This window comes from Flavobacterium enshiense, from assembly GCF_022836875.1.
In the GTDB taxonomy this organism is placed as follows: domain Bacteria; phylum Bacteroidota; class Bacteroidia; order Flavobacteriales; family Flavobacteriaceae; genus Flavobacterium; species Flavobacterium enshiense_A.
Map to the genome: position 1 here is coordinate 1,410,042 of NZ_CP090376.1, position 16,528 is coordinate 1,426,569.

Annotated in this window: 27 protein-coding genes; 26 read left to right on the forward strand and 1 reads right to left on the reverse strand. The window is 36.9% G+C overall.

The genetic code is table 11. The features are described from left to right. Positions 1-7: 7 nt before the first annotated feature. The 24 genes from rpsC (at position 8) to eno (ending at position 13,272) form a co-directional block, all read left to right on the forward strand. Positions 8-742, forward strand: a complete 735-nt coding sequence (rpsC, locus tag LZF87_RS06225; RefSeq protein ID WP_023574062.1) for a 30S ribosomal protein S3 — start codon at positions 8-10, stop codon at positions 740-742. Positions 743-761: 19 nt separating this feature from the next. Further along, complete coding sequence (rplP, locus tag LZF87_RS06230; protein WP_035629573.1) at positions 762-1,181, forward strand: 50S ribosomal protein L16; 420 nt, start codon at positions 762-764, stop codon at positions 1,179-1,181. Between the two features lie 11 nt (positions 1,182-1,192). Further along, positions 1,193-1,384 (forward strand): 50S ribosomal protein L29, encoded by a 192-nt coding sequence (rpmC, locus tag LZF87_RS06235; RefSeq protein ID WP_023574064.1) that lies wholly within the window; start codon positions 1,193-1,195, stop codon positions 1,382-1,384. A 17-nt stretch (positions 1,385-1,401) separates the two neighbouring features. Beyond that, positions 1,402-1,659: a 30S ribosomal protein S17 gene (gene rpsQ, locus LZF87_RS06240; RefSeq protein ID WP_023570336.1), complete on the forward strand. Its 258-nt coding sequence runs from the start codon at positions 1,402-1,404 to the stop codon at positions 1,657-1,659. A 2-nt stretch (positions 1,660-1,661) separates the two neighbouring features. Then, positions 1,662-2,030, forward strand: coding sequence for a 50S ribosomal protein L14 (gene rplN, locus LZF87_RS06245; RefSeq protein WP_007803649.1), 369 nt, complete (start codon positions 1,662-1,664; stop codon positions 2,028-2,030). Positions 2,031-2,042: 12 nt separating this feature from the next. Continuing rightward, positions 2,043-2,357 carry a 50S ribosomal protein L24 gene (rplX, locus tag LZF87_RS06250; RefSeq protein ID WP_023574065.1) on the forward strand — a complete coding sequence of 105 codons (315 nt, stop codon included), beginning with the start codon at positions 2,043-2,045 and terminating at the stop codon, positions 2,355-2,357. Positions 2,358-2,359: 2 nt separating this feature from the next. Continuing rightward, positions 2,360-2,911 (forward strand): 50S ribosomal protein L5, encoded by a 552-nt coding sequence (rplE, locus tag LZF87_RS06255; RefSeq protein ID WP_035629576.1) that lies wholly within the window; start codon positions 2,360-2,362, stop codon positions 2,909-2,911. 3 nt (positions 2,912-2,914) lie between these two features. Continuing rightward, the gene (gene rpsN, locus LZF87_RS06260; protein ID WP_023574067.1) at positions 2,915-3,184 is read left to right on the forward strand and encodes a 30S ribosomal protein S14; all 270 of its coding nucleotides are present in this window, start codon (positions 2,915-2,917) and stop codon (positions 3,182-3,184) included. 77 nt (positions 3,185-3,261) lie between these two features. Further along, positions 3,262-3,660: a 30S ribosomal protein S8 gene (gene rpsH, locus LZF87_RS06265; RefSeq protein WP_244343070.1), complete on the forward strand. Its 399-nt coding sequence runs from the start codon at positions 3,262-3,264 to the stop codon at positions 3,658-3,660. A gap of 15 nt (positions 3,661-3,675) precedes the next feature. Then, the gene (gene rplF, locus LZF87_RS06270) at positions 3,676-4,218 is read left to right on the forward strand and encodes a 50S ribosomal protein L6 (protein ID WP_244343071.1); all 543 of its coding nucleotides are present in this window, start codon (positions 3,676-3,678) and stop codon (positions 4,216-4,218) included. 11 nt (positions 4,219-4,229) lie between these two features. Further along, positions 4,230-4,580, forward strand: coding sequence for a 50S ribosomal protein L18 (rplR, locus tag LZF87_RS06275; RefSeq protein ID WP_023574070.1), 351 nt, complete (start codon positions 4,230-4,232; stop codon positions 4,578-4,580). 5 nt (positions 4,581-4,585) lie between these two features. Beyond that, positions 4,586-5,110, forward strand: a complete 525-nt coding sequence (rpsE, locus tag LZF87_RS06280) for a 30S ribosomal protein S5 (RefSeq protein ID WP_023574071.1) — start codon at positions 4,586-4,588, stop codon at positions 5,108-5,110. Between the two features lie 12 nt (positions 5,111-5,122). After that, complete coding sequence (gene rpmD, locus LZF87_RS06285; protein ID WP_244343072.1) at positions 5,123-5,305, forward strand: 50S ribosomal protein L30; 183 nt, start codon at positions 5,123-5,125, stop codon at positions 5,303-5,305. A gap of 11 nt (positions 5,306-5,316) precedes the next feature. Beyond that, positions 5,317-5,769 (forward strand): 50S ribosomal protein L15, encoded by a 453-nt coding sequence (gene rplO, locus LZF87_RS06290; RefSeq protein ID WP_244343073.1) that lies wholly within the window; start codon positions 5,317-5,319, stop codon positions 5,767-5,769. A gap of 14 nt (positions 5,770-5,783) precedes the next feature. Beyond that, positions 5,784-7,130 carry a preprotein translocase subunit SecY gene (secY, locus tag LZF87_RS06295; protein WP_244343074.1) on the forward strand — a complete coding sequence of 449 codons (1,347 nt, stop codon included), beginning with the start codon at positions 5,784-5,786 and terminating at the stop codon, positions 7,128-7,130. Between the two features lie 5 nt (positions 7,131-7,135). Then, entirely contained in the window at positions 7,136-7,351 is a 216-nt protein-coding gene (gene infA, locus LZF87_RS06300) for a translation initiation factor IF-1 (RefSeq protein ID WP_007136545.1), read from the forward strand. Positions 7,352-7,362: 11 nt separating this feature from the next. Next, the gene (gene ykgO / locus LZF87_RS06305; protein WP_002987490.1) at positions 7,363-7,479 is read left to right on the forward strand and encodes a type B 50S ribosomal protein L36; all 117 of its coding nucleotides are present in this window, start codon (positions 7,363-7,365) and stop codon (positions 7,477-7,479) included. 2 nt (positions 7,480-7,481) lie between these two features. After that, positions 7,482-7,856 (forward strand): 30S ribosomal protein S13, encoded by a 375-nt coding sequence (rpsM, locus tag LZF87_RS06310; RefSeq protein WP_023574075.1) that lies wholly within the window; start codon positions 7,482-7,484, stop codon positions 7,854-7,856. A gap of 11 nt (positions 7,857-7,867) precedes the next feature. After that, positions 7,868-8,251 carry a 30S ribosomal protein S11 gene (rpsK, locus tag LZF87_RS06315; protein WP_023574076.1) on the forward strand — a complete coding sequence of 128 codons (384 nt, stop codon included), beginning with the start codon at positions 7,868-7,870 and terminating at the stop codon, positions 8,249-8,251. Between the two features lie 86 nt (positions 8,252-8,337). Beyond that, positions 8,338-8,943: a 30S ribosomal protein S4 gene (gene rpsD / locus LZF87_RS06320; RefSeq protein WP_023574077.1), complete on the forward strand. Its 606-nt coding sequence runs from the start codon at positions 8,338-8,340 to the stop codon at positions 8,941-8,943. Positions 8,944-8,968: 25 nt separating this feature from the next. Then, complete coding sequence (locus LZF87_RS06325) at positions 8,969-9,961, forward strand: DNA-directed RNA polymerase subunit alpha (RefSeq protein ID WP_035629583.1); 993 nt, start codon at positions 8,969-8,971, stop codon at positions 9,959-9,961. A gap of 62 nt (positions 9,962-10,023) precedes the next feature. Further along, the gene (gene rplQ / locus LZF87_RS06330; RefSeq protein WP_023574079.1) at positions 10,024-10,509 is read left to right on the forward strand and encodes a 50S ribosomal protein L17; all 486 of its coding nucleotides are present in this window, start codon (positions 10,024-10,026) and stop codon (positions 10,507-10,509) included. Between the two features lie 322 nt (positions 10,510-10,831). Then, on the forward strand, positions 10,832-11,941 hold the full coding sequence (gene carA, locus LZF87_RS06335) for a glutamine-hydrolyzing carbamoyl-phosphate synthase small subunit (protein WP_244343075.1): 1,110 nt from the start codon (positions 10,832-10,834) through the stop codon (positions 11,939-11,941). Between the two features lie 35 nt (positions 11,942-11,976). Continuing rightward, positions 11,977-13,272, forward strand: coding sequence for a phosphopyruvate hydratase (gene eno / locus LZF87_RS06340; protein WP_244343076.1), 1,296 nt, complete (start codon positions 11,977-11,979; stop codon positions 13,270-13,272). A 61-nt stretch (positions 13,273-13,333) separates the two neighbouring features. Here the strand turns inward: eno and LZF87_RS06345 are convergent, their stop codons facing one another. Then, complete coding sequence (locus LZF87_RS06345; RefSeq protein WP_244343077.1) at positions 13,334-14,017, reverse strand: hypothetical protein; 684 nt, start codon at positions 14,015-14,017, stop codon at positions 13,334-13,336. A gap of 421 nt (positions 14,018-14,438) precedes the next feature. On the opposite strand from LZF87_RS06345, the gene LZF87_RS06350 reads away from it, so the two are divergent. Both LZF87_RS06350 and LZF87_RS06355 read left to right on the forward strand, forming a co-directional pair. Beyond that, complete coding sequence (locus tag LZF87_RS06350) at positions 14,439-15,722, forward strand: citrate synthase (RefSeq protein WP_244343078.1); 1,284 nt, start codon at positions 14,439-14,441, stop codon at positions 15,720-15,722. Positions 15,723-15,864: 142 nt separating this feature from the next. Further along, positions 15,865-16,524, forward strand: coding sequence for a hypothetical protein (locus LZF87_RS06355; RefSeq protein ID WP_244343079.1), 660 nt, complete (start codon positions 15,865-15,867; stop codon positions 16,522-16,524). Positions 16,525-16,528 lie beyond the last annotated feature (4 nt).

Here is a 16,528-nt window from a genome sequence, read left to right on the forward strand (position 1 = left end):
AAGCAGTATGGGACAAAAGACAAATCCAATCGGAAATCGCCTTGGGATCATCAGAGGATGGGACTCAAACTGGTACGGTGGAAATGACTATGGTGATAAATTAGCAGAAGATGCTAAAATCCGTAAGTATATCCATGCTCGTTTATCAAAAGCTAGTGTATCTAAAGTAATCATCGAGAGAACTTTAAAACTTGTAACCGTTACTATCACTACTGCTAGACCTGGTATCATTATCGGAAAAGGTGGACAAGAGGTAGACAAGTTGAAAGAAGAACTTAAGAAAATTACTGACAAAGAGGTTCAAATCAACATCTTTGAAATCAAAAGACCTGAACTTGATGCTTATTTAGTAGCTACAAGTATCGCTCGTCAGATTGAAAGTCGTATTTCTTACAGACGTGCAATCAAAATGGCTATTGCTGCTGCTATGCGTATGAACGCAGAAGGTATCAAAGTTATGATTTCTGGTCGTTTGAACGGAGCTGAAATGGCACGTTCAGAAATGTTCAAAGAAGGACGTATTCCTCTATCAACTTTCAGAGCTGACATCGATTACTCACTAGGTGAAGCTCATACTACTTACGGTAGAATGGGTATCAAAGTGTGGATCATGAAAGGTGAAGTTTATGGAAAAAGAGATCTTTCTCCGTTAGTAGGTATGGACAAAAAACAGTCTAAACCTTCAGGATCTTCTGGTGCTTCTAAAGGAAGTGGTAAACCAAACCAACGCAAAAGAAAGTAATTATTTAAACTAAAGAAAAATGTTACAGCCTAAAAGAACAAAATACCGTAAGGTACAGAAAGGTAAGATGAAAGGCGTTTCTCAAAGAGGACACGAGCTTTCAAATGGAATGTTTGGTATCAAATCTTTAGATTATTCATTCATTACTTCTCGTCAAATCGAAGCTGCACGTATCGCTGCAACTCGTTACATGAAACGTGAAGGACAATTATGGATCAAAATATTTCCAGACAAACCTATCACCAAGAAACCTCTTGAAGTACGTATGGGTAAAGGTAAAGGTGCAGTTGAATACTGGGCTGCAGTTGTTAAACCAGGTAGAATTATGTTTGAAGTAGGCGGAGTGCCTTTGGCGGTTGCAAAAGAAGCATTACGTCTTGCGGCTCAAAAAATGCCTGTTAAAACTAAGTTTATCGTTGCTAGAGATTTCGAAGCATAATCAATTTTATTATGAAACAATCAGAAATTAAAGATCTATCTGCAGCTGAGTTACAAGGACAACTTAGTCAGTTAAAGAAGACATATGCCGACCTAAAAAATGCTCACGCAATTTCTCCAATTGAAAACCCACTACAGTTAAGAGCTGTAAGAAGATCAATTGCAAGAGTAGCGACTGAGTTAACTAAAAGAGAGTTACTATAATTGTATTCTTCTGAAAGATGGAAAAAAGAAATTTAAGAAAAGAAAGAATTGGTGTGGTTACTAGCAACAAAATGGAGAAATCTATTGTTGTTTCTGAAACAAGAAGAGTAAAACACCCATTATATGGTAAGTTCGTGTTAAAAACTAAAAAATACGTTGCACACGACGAAACAAACGATTGCAATATTGGTGATACAGTAAAGATCATGGAAACAAGACCTTTATCTAAATCAAAATGTTGGAGATTAGTTGAAATCATTGAAAGAGCGAAGTAATTATGGTACAACAGGAATCGAGATTAAAAGTAGCAGATAACACGGGAGCAAAAGAAGTTTTGACAATCCGTGTTTTAGGAGGAACGAAACGTCGTTATGCCTCTGTTGGAGATAAAATTGTAGTATCTATTAAAGATGCAACACCAAACGGAAACGTTAAGAAAGGTGCTGTTTCTACTGCAGTTGTTGTACGTACCAAAAAAGAAGTGAGAAGAGCCGACGGTTCATACATCAGATTTGACGATAACGCTTGCGTATTGTTGAATGCTGCTGGTGAAATGAGAGGAACTCGTGTTTTTGGTCCTGTAGCAAGAGAACTTCGTGAAAAACAATTCATGAAAATTGTATCATTAGCACCAGAAGTGCTTTAATTCGTTTAGACAATGATAAAGCTAAAAATTAAATCTGGAGACGTGGTAAAAGTTATCGCAGGTGACCATAAAGGTGCTGAAGGTAAAGTTTTACGTGTTCTTCGCGAGAAAAATAAAGCGGTAGTTGAAGGTGTAAACATGGTTTCTAAACATACAAAACCAAGTGCTAAAAACCCTCAAGGTGGTATCGTTAAAAAAGAAGCTCCTATTCATATTTCTAACATCGCTTTAATTGATCCTAAAACTAAGTCAGCGACTAAAGTAGGAGTTAAAGTTGAAGGAGATAAGAAAGTGAGAATTTCTAAAAAATCTAATCAAGTATTATAGTCATGACTTATATACCTAGACTAAAAGAAGAATATAAGAGCAGAGTTATTGCTGCTCTTACAGAGGAGTACGGTTACAAAAACGTGATGCAGGTTCCTAAACTTGAGAAAATCGTTATCAGCCGTGGTGTTGGTGCTGCTGTATCAGATAAGAAATTAGTTGATCATGCAGTTGAAGAGTTAACAAAAATTACTGGTCAGAAAGCTGTTGCTACTATCTCTAAAAAAGACGTCGCGTCTTTCAAATTGAGAAAAGGTATGCCGATTGGAGCTAAAGTAACTTTGCGTGGAGAAAGAATGTATGAGTTCTTGGATCGTTTAATTACTTCTGCTTTACCACGTGTAAGAGATTTCGGTGGTATCAAAGCTACAGGTTTTGACGGAAGAGGAAACTACAACTTAGGTGTACTTGAGCAAATCATTTTCCCTGAAATTGATATTGATAAAGTAAACAAAATCGCTGGTTTCGATATTACTTTTGTAACTTCTGCAGACACAGACAAAGAAGCAAAATCATTATTAGCTCAATTAGGTTTACCTTTTAAAAAGAATTAAGACATGGCTAAAGAATCAATGAAAGCCCGCGAGGTTAAAAGACAAGCGTTGGTAGAAAAGTATGCTGAAAAGAGAAAAGCTTTATTAGAAGCTGGAGACTATGAAGGACTACAAAAACTACCAAAAAATGCTTCTCCGGTACGTTTACACAACCGTTGTAAATTAACTGGAAGACCAAGAGGGTATATGCGTCAATTCGGTATTTCACGTGTTACTTTCCGTGAAATGGCTAATAGTGGATTGATTCCAGGGGTTAAAAAAGCCAGCTGGTAATTTAAAAAAGTTTATTAATTGATTGAAGGTTCGATAGGCGTGTGCCTATCGAAAACCACAATCGCAATTTTATACATATGTATACAGATCCTATTGCAGATTTTTTGACAAGAATCAGAAATGCAGTGCGTGCTAACCACAAAGTGGTTGAAATCCCTGCTTCTAATTTGAAAAAAGAAATCACTAAGATTTTATTCGATCAAGGATATATCTTAAGTTACAAATTTGATGACAGTACAGTTCAAGGTACTATCAAAATCGCTCTTAAGTACGATAAAGATACTAAAGAGTCTGTAATTAAAGATATCCAAAGAATTAGTAAACCAGGTTTACGTAAGTACGCAGGTGCCGCTAAACTGCCTAGAATCTTGAATGGTTTAGGTATTGCTATCGTTTCTACTTCAAAAGGTTTAATGACCGGAAAACAAGCGAAGCAATTAAACGTTGGTGGAGAAGTTGTTTGTTACGTATACTAATAAAAAGATTCAACAATGTCAAGAATAGGTAAAAGTCCAATTGCAATTCCAGCGGGTATAACTGTAGAGGTTAACGAAGGTGTAGTTACAGTAAAAGGAAAATTAGGTCAACTTTCTCAAGAGTTTTCAGATGTTTCTGTTAAAATTGAAGAAGGAAATGTAATCGTTGAAAGAACCTCAGATCACAAAAATGAGCGTTCTAAGCACGGTTTATACAGAGCTTTAATCAACAATATGATTGTTGGTGTATCCGAAGGTTTCACTAAAGAATTAGAATTAGTGGGAGTAGGTTATAGAGCAGCTAACCAAGGTCAAAAATTGGATATCGCTTTAGGTTTTTCTCACAACATCGTTCTTGAAGTAGTTCCGGAAGTTAAAGTAGAAACAGTTTCTGAGAAAGGTAAAAACCCAATCATTAAACTAGCTTCACACGACAAACAACTTTTAGGTCAGGTTGCTGCGAAAATCAGAGGTTTCCGTAAACCAGAGCCGTACAAAGGAAAAGGAGTTAAGTTTGTGGGTGAAGTATTAAGAAGAAAAGCAGGTAAATCAGCTTAAAAACTAAGACTATGTCATTAACAAAATCGGATAGAAGACAGAGAATACAGTACAGAATCAGAAAGATCGTTAGCGGAACTGCTGCGAAACCTCGTTTGTCTGTATTCAGAAGTAACAAGGAAATCTATGCTCAAATCATAGATGACGTAAACGGTGTAACTTTAGCTGCTGCCTCTTCAAGAGAAGCTGGTGTAACTAAAGGAACTAAAATAGAAACGGCTGCATCAGTTGGAAAATTGATCGCGGAGAAGGCTTTAAAAGCAGGTATCGAAACCATCACTTTTGACAGAGGTGGAAATTTATACCACGGACGTGTTAAATCATTAGCTGAAGGCGCTAGAGAAGCCGGACTTAAATTCTAAGAATTATGTATCATAATTATAAAAACGTAGAACTGGTAAAACCTAGCGGTCTTGAGTTAAAAGATCGTTTGGTTAGTGTTAATCGTGTTACTAAAGTTACAAAAGGTGGTAGAGCTTTCGGTTTTTCTGCAATTGTAGTGGTAGGTGATGAAAACGGTGTAGTAGGTCACGGTTTAGGGAAATCTAAAGATGTTTCTGAGGCTATTGCAAAAGCAGTAGAAGACGCTAAGAAAAATCTAGTGAGAATTCCTTTGAGTGGTCAGTCTGTGCCTCACGAACAAAAAGGTAAATTTGGTGGAGCAAGAGTATTATTGATGCCGGCTTCTCATGGTACTGGAGTAATTGCCGGTGGTGCAGTTCGTTCGGTATTGGAGTCTGTAGGTATTCACGACGTATTGTCGAAATCTCAAGGTTCTTCAAACCCTCACAATGTTGTTAAAGCTACTTTTGACGCTTTATTACAAATGAGAAGCGCTCACACTGTTGCAAAACAAAGAGGAGTGTCTTTAGAAAAAGTATTCAAAGGTTAATTCAAGGAAATTATGGCAAAAATAATAGTAAAACAAGTAAAAAGTCAAATCAACTGTCCTCTTACTCAAAAGAGAACACTTGTGGCTTTAGGTCTTAAAAGATTAGGACAAGTTGTGGAGCATGATGCAAATTCTGCTATCCTTGGAATGGTAAATAAAGTTAAACACTTGGTTTCTGTAGAAGAAACTAAATAACATTAATAGTTATGAATTTAAGTAACTTACAACCGGCTGAAGGGTCAACTCACAATCAGAATAAAAGATTAGGTAGAGGAGAAGGTTCTGGAAAAGGTGGTACTGCTGCACGTGGTCACAAAGGAGCAAAATCTCGTTCTGGTTATTCTAAAAAGATTGGATTTGAAGGAGGTCAGATGCCGCTTCAGAGACGTGTACCTAAGTTTGGTTTCAAAAACATCAACCGTGTAGCTTATCAAGGTGTAAACCTTTCTACATTACAGTTGCTTGTTGATAACGGAATCGTTACTGATACTGTGGATTTCGCAGTTTTAGTTGAAAACCGTTTGGCAACCAAAAATGAGCTTGTAAAGATATTAGGAGGAGGAGAGCTTAAAGCAAAATTAAAAGTAACTGCTCACAAATTTACTGCGACTGCAAAAGCGGCTATCGAGGCTGCAGGTGGAGAAGCTGTAACTTTATAAACTAATATACCACGATGAAGAAGTTTATAGAATCGTTTGTCAATGTTTGGAAAATTGAAGAATTAAAAAATAAAATTTTAATTACTTTAGGAATGTTAGTTGTGTACCGTTTTGGTGCACAAGTAACATTGCCAGGTATTGATGCTACTAAATTGCAAAATTTATCGACTCAAACTGATCAAGGTATAGGATGGTTAATCAATGTATTTACAGGTGGTGCGTTTTCGCAAGCATCTGTATTTGCATTGGGTATCATGCCATATATTTCTGCGTCTATCGTTGTGCAGTTAATGGGTATTGCTATCCCTTATCTGCAAAAACTACAAAAAGACGGAGAAAGTGGAAGAAAGAAAATTAACCAAATCACAAGATGGTTGACTATCGGTATCACTTTGTTACAAGGGCCAGGTTATATCTATAACTTGTACAAGCAATTACCGGCAGATGCTTTCCTATTAGGATTTAACTCTTTCTCATTCATATTCTCATCTGTTATCATTTTGACAACAGGTACGATATTCGCAATGTGGTTAGGAGAAAAAATCACTGATAAAGGAATTGGTAACGGAATTTCGTTATTGATCATGGTGGGAATCTTGGCTCGTTTGCCTCAGGCATTCATTCAGGAGTTCTCTTCCCGTGTGACTGAGAATAACGGAGGACCAATGTTAATTGTTCTTGAGGTAATTATTTGGTTATTGATCATTATCGCCTGTATCTTATTGACCATGGCTGTTAGAAAGATTCCGGTTCAGTATGCAAGACGTACTACAACTGGTGAGTTCGAGCAAGATGCTATGGGAGGTAACAGACAATGGATTCCGTTAAAGCTAAATGCTTCCGGAGTTATGCCGATTATCTTTGCGCAGGCAATCATGTTTATTCCTGCTGCAGTAGCTGGTTTATCTACATCAGATGCCGCTCAGACTATTACTACCAGCTTCCAAAATATCTTTGGATGGCAGTATAATTTAGTTTTTGCTTTGTTAATCATAATTTTTACTTACTTTTACACCGCGATTACGGTACCTACAAATAAAATGGCTGACGACTTGAAGAGAAGTGGTGGTTTTATTCCGGGTATCAAACCAGGTGTGGAAACAGGTGATTATCTTGATAAAATCATGTCATTACTAACCTTTCCGGGCTCGTTATTCCTTGCTTTGATTGCTGTGTTCCCAGCTATTGCAGTAAGTTTGATCGGTGTTCAACAAGGATGGGCTATGTTTTATGGCGGAACATCATTGTTAATTATGGTGGGAGTTGCAATCGATACTATTCAACAAATAAATTCTTATTTATTGAATAAGCATTATGATGGATTGATGAAAAGTGGTAAAAATAGAAAAGCGGTAGCTTAATTTTTATGGCAAAACAATCAGCAATAGAACAAGACGGATCAATCATTGAAGCATTGTCAAATGCGATGTTCCGTGTAGAATTAGAAAATGGACATATAGTAATTGCTCATATTTCCGGGAAGATGCGAATGCATTACATCAAATTATTACCTGGTGATAAAGTGAAACTGGAGATGAGCCCTTACGATTTGTCAAAAGCAAGAATTACTTATAGATACTAAAGGCTATTAAAATGAAAGTAAGAGCATCAGTTAAAAAAAGAAGTGCCGAGTGCATTATCGTGCGTAGAAAAGGAAGATTATACGTTATAAACAAAAAGAATCCTAGATTTAAACAAAGACAAGGATAATTATGGCAAGAATAGCAGGGGTAGATATACCTAAAAACAAAAGAGGAGTTATTGCTCTAACCTATATCTTCGGAATTGGTAGCAGCAGAGCTAAAGATATCTTAGAAAAAGCTAACGTTAGCGAGGATAAAAAAGTTCAAGATTGGAATGACGACGAGATCGGAGCTATCCGTGATGCCGTTTCTTATTACAAAATTGAAGGAGAGTTACGTTCTGAAGTTTCTTTAAACATTAAACGTTTAATGGATATCGGATGTTACAGAGGAATCCGTCACAGAGCTGGTCTTCCTTTAAGAGGACAAAGAACTAAGAACAATTCCAGAACAAGAAAAGGTAAAAGAAAAACTGTTGCTAACAAGAAAAAAGCAACTAAATAATAAGTAGTAGTATGGCTAAGGCAAGTACAAAAAAACGTAAAGTTATCGTTGAATCAACGGGCGAAGCACATATTAATGCGACTTTTAACAACATCATCATTTCTTTAACTAACAAGAAAGGTGAAGTTATTTCTTGGTCTTCAGCTGGTAAAATGGGCTTTAGAGGTTCTAAAAAGAACACTCCATATGCAGCTCAGATGGCCGCGGAAGATTGTAGCAAAGTAGCGTTAGAAGCTGGTCTTAAAAAAGTAAAAGTTTACGTTAAAGGTCCAGGAAATGGTAGAGAATCTGCCATCAGATCTATTCACAACGGAGGAATTGAAGTTACTGAAATCATCGACGTAACTCCAATGCCGCACAACGGATGTCGTCCTCCGAAAAGAAGAAGAGTTTAATTTTATAGTATAACCAAGGTAGGAATAAAAGATTATCGGAGGATGCGACCTGAATTCATAATCCCTACCTTTTTTAATTTTTAGCAATGGCAAGATATACTGGTCCAAAAACAAAAATTGCTCGTAAATTCGGCGAAGCAATCTTCGGAGACGATAGAGCTTTCGAAAAAAGAAATTACCCTCCAGGGCAACATGGTTTAGCCAAAAAGAGAGGTAAAAAATCAGAGTACGCTGTACAGTTAATGGAAAAGCAAAAAGCGAAGTACACTTACGGTATTCTTGAAAAACAATTCAGAAATTTATATGAAAAAGCAGCTGCGTCTAAAGGAGTAACAGGTGAAATCCTTTTACAACTTTGTGAAGCAAGATTAGACAACGTTGTGTACAGAATGGGTATTGCTCCTTCTCGTCGTGCGGCTCGTCAAATCGTTGGTCACAGACACATCACTGTAAATGGAGAAGTAGTAAACATTTCGTCTTACCACTTAAAACCAGGTGATAAAGTTGCCGTTCGTGAAAAATCAAAATCTCTTGAGGCTATCGAACGTTCGTTATCTAATTCTAGCGCTGTTTACGAATGGATTACTTGGAATAATGATACTAAAGAAGGTACTTTTGTTTCTGTACCTCAAAGACTTCAGATTCCAGAAAACATTAAAGAGCAGTTAATCGTAGAGTTGTACAACAAATAATAATTAGACATCAGTCGAAATAAATATGGCAATATTTAATTTTCAGAAGCCCGATAAAGTTATCATGATCGATTCAACCGATTTTGAAGGTAAATTTGAATTTAGACCTTTAGAACCGGGTTATGGATTGACTATTGGTAACGCATTAAGACGTGTTTTGCTTTCTTCTTTGGAAGGTTACGCAATTACTTCAGTACGTATAGAAGGTGTTGAACACGAATTCTCTACTATTTCTGGAGTGGTTGAAGATGTTACGGAAATTATCCTTAACCTTAAACAAGTACGTTTCAAACGTCAGATTGAGGATATCGATAACGAATCTGTATCTATTTCCTTCTCAGGTAAAGACCAATTAACTGCAGGTGATTTCCAAAAATTCATCTCAGGTTTCCAGGTGTTGAACCCGGAATTGGTTATCTGTAACCTTGATAGTAAAATCACTATCAACATGGAATTAACTATCGAGAAAGGTCGTGGTTATGTTCCTGCAGAAGAAAACAAAAAGCAAAACGCAGCTATAGGAACTATTTTTACAGACTCTATCTATACACCGGTAAAGAATGTAAAATATTCAATTGAAAACTTCCGTGTGGAGCAAAAAACCGATTACGAAAAATTGGTTTTCGAAATCATCACAGACGGTTCAATCCATCCTAAAGATGCCTTAACAGAAGCAGCTAAAACATTGATTCATCACTTTATGTTGTTCTCTGACGAAAGAATCACGCTTGAGGCTGATGAAATTGCTCAAACGGAATCCTATGACGAAGAGTCATTGCACATGAGACAATTGCTTAAAACTAAGCTTGTTGATATGGATTTGTCGGTAAGAGCATTAAATTGTTTGAAAGCGGCTGAAGTTGAAACACTTGGTGATTTAGTATCATTCAACAAAAATGATTTAATGAAGTTCCGTAACTTCGGTAAAAAATCATTAACAGAGTTAGACGAATTAGTTGCTGTTAAAGGTTTGAATTTCGGAATGGATTTAGCTAAATACAAATTAGATAAAGAATAAATTACTTCATATTTTGCGCTCCCAAGAGGATTGAAGCAAGATGAAGGTTAAAAAACTAGGTCATGAGACACGGAAAAAAAGTAAATCATTTAAGCAGACAAACTGGTCACAGAAAGGCGATGCTTGCTAATATGGCTTGTTCGTTAATCGAGCACAAGCGCATCAACACTACTGTTGCTAAAGCAAAAGCTTTGAAACAGTTTGTGGAACCATTAATTACAAAATCAAAAGAAGATACAACTCACAACCGTCGTATCGTTTTCTCTTACCTGAGAAACAAATACGGTGTTACTGAGTTATTCAGAGAAGTTGCTGCGAAAGTAGGAGACCGTCCAGGTGGATATACTCGTATCATCAAGTTAGGAAACCGTCTTGGGGATAACGCTGATATGGCAATGATCGAATTAGTAGACTTCAACGAATTGTACAACGGAGGTAAAAAAGAAGTTAAAAAAGCTACTACACGTCGTGGTAGAGCTAAAAAAACTGAAGCTACTCCAGAAGCTCCTGCAGCTGAGGCTACAGAAAACACTGAAGCTACTGAATAATCATGAAACAATTGATTTTTCAATAAAAATTAAGGATAAACTTTTTAGAGTTTGTCCTTTTTTTTTGCCAATTTTTCTCCTTTTGAGGGGAGTGCCTAATAGGGTTGCGTTCATTTGGAGCACGACTTTGGGCATTTTTTTTGCCATGTTCCCGCTGTCCGCTGTATTTTTCCGTCAGACAGGTTTTGTAAAACCTGCCTGACAGAAAAGATGCCGCTCCCATCGGGGCTGAAGAAAAACTTTCGGCTTCTTTTAAACGAAATTTTTTTAACGGCAGAATTTGAATTAAATTTGCACAACTTTTTACAACACAACTACAGAGATGAAATATTCAAATCGAAATCAAGCGCTTCTTTTGTTGAATGACGGAACGGTTTTCTACGGAAAATCTATCGGGATCGAAGGGAAAACCTTCGGAGAAGTATGCTTCAACACCGGAACGACAGGATATCAGGAAATCTTTACCGATCCGTCGTACTTCGGTCAGATCATGGTGGCGACCAACGCACACATTGGAAACTACGGTATACATGCCGATGAAACCGATTCAGACAGCATTAAAATTTCAGGTTTGGTTTGTAAAAACTTCAGTTTTAACTATTCAAGACCGGATGCGGAAGAAAGTTTGTTGGAGTACTTCGAAAAAGTAAATCTGGTTGCCATTTCCGATGTAGATACCAGAGCTTTGGTTTCCTACATCCGTGATCACGGAGCTCAAAACGCCGTAATCTGTACAGACGGAACTCCGGTAGAGGAGCTTAAAAAATTGTTAGCCGATGTGCCAAACATGAAAGGTTTGGAATTAGCATCTTCCGTATCAACCAAAGAACCTTATTTCTTCGGTAACGAAAACGCAACGTATAAAGTAGCGGCTTTGGATTTAGGTATCAAAACGAATATCCTTCGTTGTCTTGCTGAAAGAGATTGTTACATAAAAGTATTCCCATATAATGCGACCTTTGAAGAATTGAAAGCTTTCAATCCTGATGGTTACTTCTTGTCAAACGGTCCTGGTGATCCGGAACCATTGAAAGGTGTACAACAGGTTGCGCTTCAAATCATCGCGGAAAACAAACCGGTTTTCGGGATTTGTCTTGGACACCAAACATTGGCTTTGGCAAACGGAATTTCTACCTATAAAATGTTCAACGGACACCGTGGTATTAACCACCCGGTAATGAACGTAATTAGCAATAGAGGTGAAATCACTTCTCAAAACCACGGTTTCGCTGTAAACAGGGAAGAATTAGAAAAACATCCTGATTTCGAAATCACACATTTACATTTAAATGATGGTACAGTTGCTGGAATGCGTATGAAAAACAAAGCGGTATTCTCGGTGCAGTATCACCCTGAAGCAAGTCCGGGACCACACGATGCCCGTTATTTATTCGATCAGTTTGTAGATAATATCAAAGAAAGTAAAAAATAATTCGCCTTAGCGATATCAAAATAAAAGACAGTATTATGAGCATGATTATCAAAGTTCACGCAAGACAAATATTAGATTCAAGAGGAAATCCAACGGTTGAAGTGGATGTGATTACAGAAAACGGTATTTTAGGAAGAGCCGCTGTACCGTCAGGTGCGTCAACCGGAGAACATGAAGCAGTGGAATTACGCGACGGCGGAAAAGCCTTCATGGGTAAAGGAGTTTTGAAAGCTGTTGAAAACGTGAATATGACTATTGCTTCGGAATTGGTTGGAATGTCGGTTTTTGAGCAAAATGCAATTGATAAAATGATGATCGAATTGGATGGTACTCCGAACAAATCCAATTTAGGTGCAAATGCAATTCTAGGAGTGTCATTAGCTGTGGCTAAAGCGGCTGCAAATGAGTTAGGATTGCCATTATACCGTTACGTTGGCGGTGTTTCTGCTAACACGCTTCCGGTTCCGATGATGAACATTATCAATGGAGGTTCGCACTCTGATGCGCCTATCGCATTCCAGGAATTTATGATCATGCCTGTAAAAGCGCAGAATTTCACCCACGCAATGCAAATGGGAACTGAAATCTTCCATAACCTGAAAAAAGTGTTACATGACAGGAATCTTTCTACGGCTGTAGGAGATGAAGGTGGTTTTGCACCAAACTTAGCAGGAGGAACGGAAGATGCTTTGGATTCTATTAAATTAGCAGTAGAAAATGCAGGTTATACTTTCGGTGATGATATTAAAATTGCCTTAGATTGTGCTGCTTCTGAATTCTATGTAAACGGTAAATACGATTACACGAAATTTGAAGGTGAAACAGGTAAAATCAGAACATCAGAAGAGCAAGCGGATTATTTGGCTGAATTATGCGCTAAATATCCAATTGTTTCCATCGAAGACGGTATGTACGAAGATGACTGGGCTGGTTGGAAATATTTAACTGAGAAAATCGGAAACAAAGTGCAATTGGTTGGGGATGATTTGTTTGTAACCAACGTACAGCGTCTTTCTCAGGGAATCGAGCAAAACATTGCAAACTCAATCCTTATTAAAGTTAACCAAATCGGAACTTTGACTGAAACGATTGCGGCTGTAAATATGGCACACAATGCGGGTTATACTTCGGTAATGTCTCATCGTTCTGGAGAAACTGAGGATAATACGATTGCTGATTTAGCGGTGGCATTAAACTGTGGTCAAATCAAAACCGGATCGGCTTCCCGTTCTGATCGTATGTCAAAATACAATCAGTTGTTGCGCATTGAGGAAGAATTAGCAGAAGTGGCTTATTTTCCAAAAGAAAAAGCGTTTAAAGTAAAAGGATAATTATCCGTTTAGAATATTTTAAAAAACCAGTAAGTCTTCTTGCTGGTTTTTTTGTTGGGGCTTATTTCTCTATTTGATAATTGTCTTCTTTCAGAAAGTAATTAATTAAAATATAGAACGAAAAGATATAGCAGAAAAGGCTGGTAAACCGGAAGAATGGGTAACTGTAATAGTAATGATAAATTACGTAAAAAAGTTCGCAGATGATGATGTCTAAAGCATAAAGCAAAAGAAACATGTTTTTAGTGCTTGAATCTGTTAAATAGAAAAATGTAGAGCAGAGAACGAAAGAAGTCAATACAAAACCGTAAACCAAAACTGCTTTGTATAACTCGAATGTGTGGTCAAAAACAATAAAAGATGAAATATAAAGAAGGCAGGCCAAAAAAATAAGCATTAAAATGAGTTGAAGAAAATGTTCTTTCTTCATTCTGTAATGCTGTTTTTTTACCAGATCCTTGATAAGCTGATGAAAAAGGATACAATAGGCCAAAAAATTGAAGAGCAATACATAGATAAAATAGCTGTAGCCTTCCAGTAAATTCATTAAAGCAGAAATGAACAATAGGATCAAAACTGAACAATAATAATAGTTTATGGGTTTTTTGCTTTCTTCAATATAATGAAAGAAAATGGCTCCTATAAAAGAAGGTTTTGCAATATAAGCTAGAAGTGTCCAGTCCATGGCTACTGAAAGGAAGTACAAAAATCCAAAAATGAAATAGAGGGTAAGATGTGATTTCATTGTATTCATTTTTGTTCGGATTTTGTTTATGAGTGTTGTCGATAGATGTGTTTTTTTTTTTTTTTTTTGGAGATTGTGAATTAGTTGATTGGTTATAACAAAATTACTACAATTATGGGATTGTTTTGATTATCAGTGAATTGTATTTTGTTTCTGACTCTTAAAAATGTTTAAGAGTTTTAAAAGGCTGTGGTTTTGTTTTGTTGTTGTAGGATATGTTTGATAATAGTTGAAAAGATTTTGGAATTCCTCTTCGGGCAATCCATTATTACGGAATTTTTATGTTGTCGCTTTAGACTAAAAGTGCTATGAAAATTTTATAAGTATTTACTATTTCAGACGGTTATTTTCTTTTTATTTCGAATGTAATTTCTTAAATTCGCCTTCAACAAAAAATAATTACATTTAATTCCTAATACACATGTCGAAAACTGCAATATTAGAAATTGATGGCAACAAATATGAATTTCCGGTTATCGTGGGAAGTGAGAACGAGGTTGCTATCGATATTGAAAAATTACGTGCTGCAACCGGCGCTATTACGTTAGACCCGGGATATAAAAATTCAGGCTCATGCCAAAGTCAAATCACTTTCCTTGACGGTGAAGAAGGAATCCTTCGCTACAGGGGGTATGCTATCGAAGATTTGGCTGAGAAAGCTGGTTTTTTGGAAGTGTCTTATTTGGTGATTTTTGGAGAATTGCCAACCAAACAACAATTAGAGCAGTTTGAGAATGATATTCGTAAATACACGTTGGTGAATGAGGAAATGAAAAACATCATTGATGGTTTTCCTAAAACTGCCCACCCAATGGGCGTGTTGTCTTCACTGACAAGTGCATTAACAGCATTCAACCCTAAAGTGGTTAATGTTGAGAATGATAAAGAAATGTACGAGGCGGTTTGCAAGACAATGGGTAAATTTCTTGTGATTGCAACCTGGACTTATAGAAAATGTATGGGGTATCCTTTGAATTATTATGATAATACTAGAGGGTATGTTGATAACTTCTTGCGATTAATGTTTGAGTTGCCGACAGGTCCATACAAAGTTAATCCGGTTGTGGTAAATGCATTGGACAAATTATTCATCTTGCATGCTGATCACGAGCAAAACTGTTCTACTTCGACAGTGAGAATAGTTGGTTCTTCTCACGCAGGTTTGTTTGCGTCAATTTCAGCAGGAGTTTCTGCGCTTTGGGGACCACTTCATGGTGGAGCTAACCAGGCAGTGCTGGAAATGTTGGAAGAGATTCAGAAAGATGGAGGGGATGCTGATAAGTTCCTAGCCAAAGCAAAAGATAAAAACGATCCGTTCCGTTTGATGGGCTTCGGACACCGTGTATACAAGAACTTTGACCCAAGAGCGAAAATCATCAAAAAAGCGGCTGACGAAGTATTGGCTGAATTAGGAGTTAATGATCCAATCCTTAATATTGCTAAAAAATTAGAGGAATCTGCATTGCAGGATGAGTACTTCAAATCAAGAAACTTATATCCTAACGTTGACTTCTATTCAGGTATTATTTATCGTGCTTTAGGAATTCCAACTGATATGTTCACGGTATTGTTTGCTATCGGACGTCTGCCAGGATGGATTGCTCAGTGGAAAGAAATGCGCGTGAACAAGGAGCCTATAGGTCGTCCGCGTCAGGTGTATACAGGTTATCCGCTACGTCCTTTTAAGGAAATGAATGAAAGATAGTATTAGTGTTATAATTGAAAAGTCCCGAGTAATCGGGACTTTTTTTGTGTGCAAAAATTTTTTATAGTAAAAATATTACAAATTATTTTGATGTAAAATTCCTACAGTATATATTTGTGGTACTAATTATAAAATATAAGCCATGAAATTTTTTTTAAGAATGTTGTCAGTTCCTTTATCAGGGATTTATTTGTTTGTTTCCGTAGCGGCGTGTTCCCCTACGGATATTGGTAAAGAGAATGAAAAGTTAAACGATGAAGCCAAATTGAATGCTAAAAAAGCAGTTGGGTTATTTCGTGATTTGGGGAGTAGCACAAAAAGAGGAGTGGTGTTGGGAACAAATGGATTGTCTCAGGAATTAGTTGACGAATATCTAGTTGCTGCCGGTTTTGAACCAGGGGAATTGAGTGTTGAGACAGCTACTGAAATTCTTCAGAAATTGGGTGATGCTCAAGGAGTTGATTTTGAAAATCAAATTTATGCTCTGAACTTATCTGCCTACACTAAAGAAAAACTTATTGAAATTAAAGAAACGGGTTTCATAGAAGATTTACATATTCAAACTGAATTTAAAGAGTTGTCTGATTCTGAAAAAGTTGTCTTGCTGAATTCAAATAATTTGGTTGATGAATTTAATAGAGCGGCTCAGAATGGATATATTGATGTTCCGTGTCCGGGAGAAGCTTGTACTTTTTCATTGGTTTTATTAGGAGCAGGGATTGGTGCTGCGATTTGTGGTCCTGCATGTTGTGTTTTTGGAGGAGTAATAGGTCTGATTGTTGGAACCAGTATAAAAGATTAGTTTG

What these genes read in the sequence shown, in the direction of transcription:
- rpsC (WP_023574062.1), top strand. Translation starts at nt 8, where the DNA reads ATGGGACAAAAGACAAATCCAATCGGAAATCGCCTTGGGATCATCAGA.
- rplP (WP_035629573.1), top strand. Translation starts at nt 762, where the DNA reads ATGTTACAGCCTAAAAGAACAAAATACCGTAAGGTACAGAAAGGTAAG.
- rpmC (WP_023574064.1), top strand. Translation starts at nt 1,193, where the DNA reads ATGAAACAATCAGAAATTAAAGATCTATCTGCAGCTGAGTTACAAGGA.
- rpsQ (WP_023570336.1), top strand. Translation starts at nt 1,402, where the DNA reads ATGGAAAAAAGAAATTTAAGAAAAGAAAGAATTGGTGTGGTTACTAGC.
- rplN (WP_007803649.1), top strand. Translation starts at nt 1,662, where the DNA reads ATGGTACAACAGGAATCGAGATTAAAAGTAGCAGATAACACGGGAGCA.
- rplX (WP_023574065.1), top strand. Translation starts at nt 2,043, where the DNA reads ATGATAAAGCTAAAAATTAAATCTGGAGACGTGGTAAAAGTTATCGCA.
- rplE (WP_035629576.1), top strand. Translation starts at nt 2,360, where the DNA reads ATGACTTATATACCTAGACTAAAAGAAGAATATAAGAGCAGAGTTATT.
- rpsN (WP_023574067.1), top strand. Translation starts at nt 2,915, where the DNA reads ATGGCTAAAGAATCAATGAAAGCCCGCGAGGTTAAAAGACAAGCGTTG.
- rpsH (WP_244343070.1), top strand. Translation starts at nt 3,262, where the DNA reads ATGTATACAGATCCTATTGCAGATTTTTTGACAAGAATCAGAAATGCA.
- rplF (WP_244343071.1), top strand. Translation starts at nt 3,676, where the DNA reads ATGTCAAGAATAGGTAAAAGTCCAATTGCAATTCCAGCGGGTATAACT.
- rplR (WP_023574070.1), top strand. Translation starts at nt 4,230, where the DNA reads ATGTCATTAACAAAATCGGATAGAAGACAGAGAATACAGTACAGAATC.
- rpsE (WP_023574071.1), top strand. Translation starts at nt 4,586, where the DNA reads ATGTATCATAATTATAAAAACGTAGAACTGGTAAAACCTAGCGGTCTT.
- rpmD (WP_244343072.1), top strand. Translation starts at nt 5,123, where the DNA reads ATGGCAAAAATAATAGTAAAACAAGTAAAAAGTCAAATCAACTGTCCT.
- rplO (WP_244343073.1), top strand. Translation starts at nt 5,317, where the DNA reads ATGAATTTAAGTAACTTACAACCGGCTGAAGGGTCAACTCACAATCAG.
- secY (WP_244343074.1), top strand. Translation starts at nt 5,784, where the DNA reads ATGAAGAAGTTTATAGAATCGTTTGTCAATGTTTGGAAAATTGAAGAA.
- infA (WP_007136545.1), top strand. Translation starts at nt 7,136, where the DNA reads ATGGCAAAACAATCAGCAATAGAACAAGACGGATCAATCATTGAAGCA.
- ykgO (WP_002987490.1), top strand. Translation starts at nt 7,363, where the DNA reads ATGAAAGTAAGAGCATCAGTTAAAAAAAGAAGTGCCGAGTGCATTATC.
- rpsM (WP_023574075.1), top strand. Translation starts at nt 7,482, where the DNA reads ATGGCAAGAATAGCAGGGGTAGATATACCTAAAAACAAAAGAGGAGTT.
- rpsK (WP_023574076.1), top strand. Translation starts at nt 7,868, where the DNA reads ATGGCTAAGGCAAGTACAAAAAAACGTAAAGTTATCGTTGAATCAACG.
- rpsD (WP_023574077.1), top strand. Translation starts at nt 8,338, where the DNA reads ATGGCAAGATATACTGGTCCAAAAACAAAAATTGCTCGTAAATTCGGC.
- LZF87_RS06325 (WP_035629583.1), top strand. Translation starts at nt 8,969, where the DNA reads ATGGCAATATTTAATTTTCAGAAGCCCGATAAAGTTATCATGATCGAT.
- rplQ (WP_023574079.1), top strand. Translation starts at nt 10,024, where the DNA reads ATGAGACACGGAAAAAAAGTAAATCATTTAAGCAGACAAACTGGTCAC.
- carA (WP_244343075.1), top strand. Translation starts at nt 10,832, where the DNA reads ATGAAATATTCAAATCGAAATCAAGCGCTTCTTTTGTTGAATGACGGA.
- eno (WP_244343076.1), top strand. Translation starts at nt 11,977, where the DNA reads ATGAGCATGATTATCAAAGTTCACGCAAGACAAATATTAGATTCAAGA.
- LZF87_RS06345 (WP_244343077.1), bottom strand. Translation starts at nt 14,017, where the DNA reads ATGAAATCACATCTTACCCTCTATTTCATTTTTGGATTTTTGTACTTC.
- LZF87_RS06350 (WP_244343078.1), top strand. Translation starts at nt 14,439, where the DNA reads ATGTCGAAAACTGCAATATTAGAAATTGATGGCAACAAATATGAATTT.
- LZF87_RS06355 (WP_244343079.1), top strand. Translation starts at nt 15,865, where the DNA reads ATGAAATTTTTTTTAAGAATGTTGTCAGTTCCTTTATCAGGGATTTAT.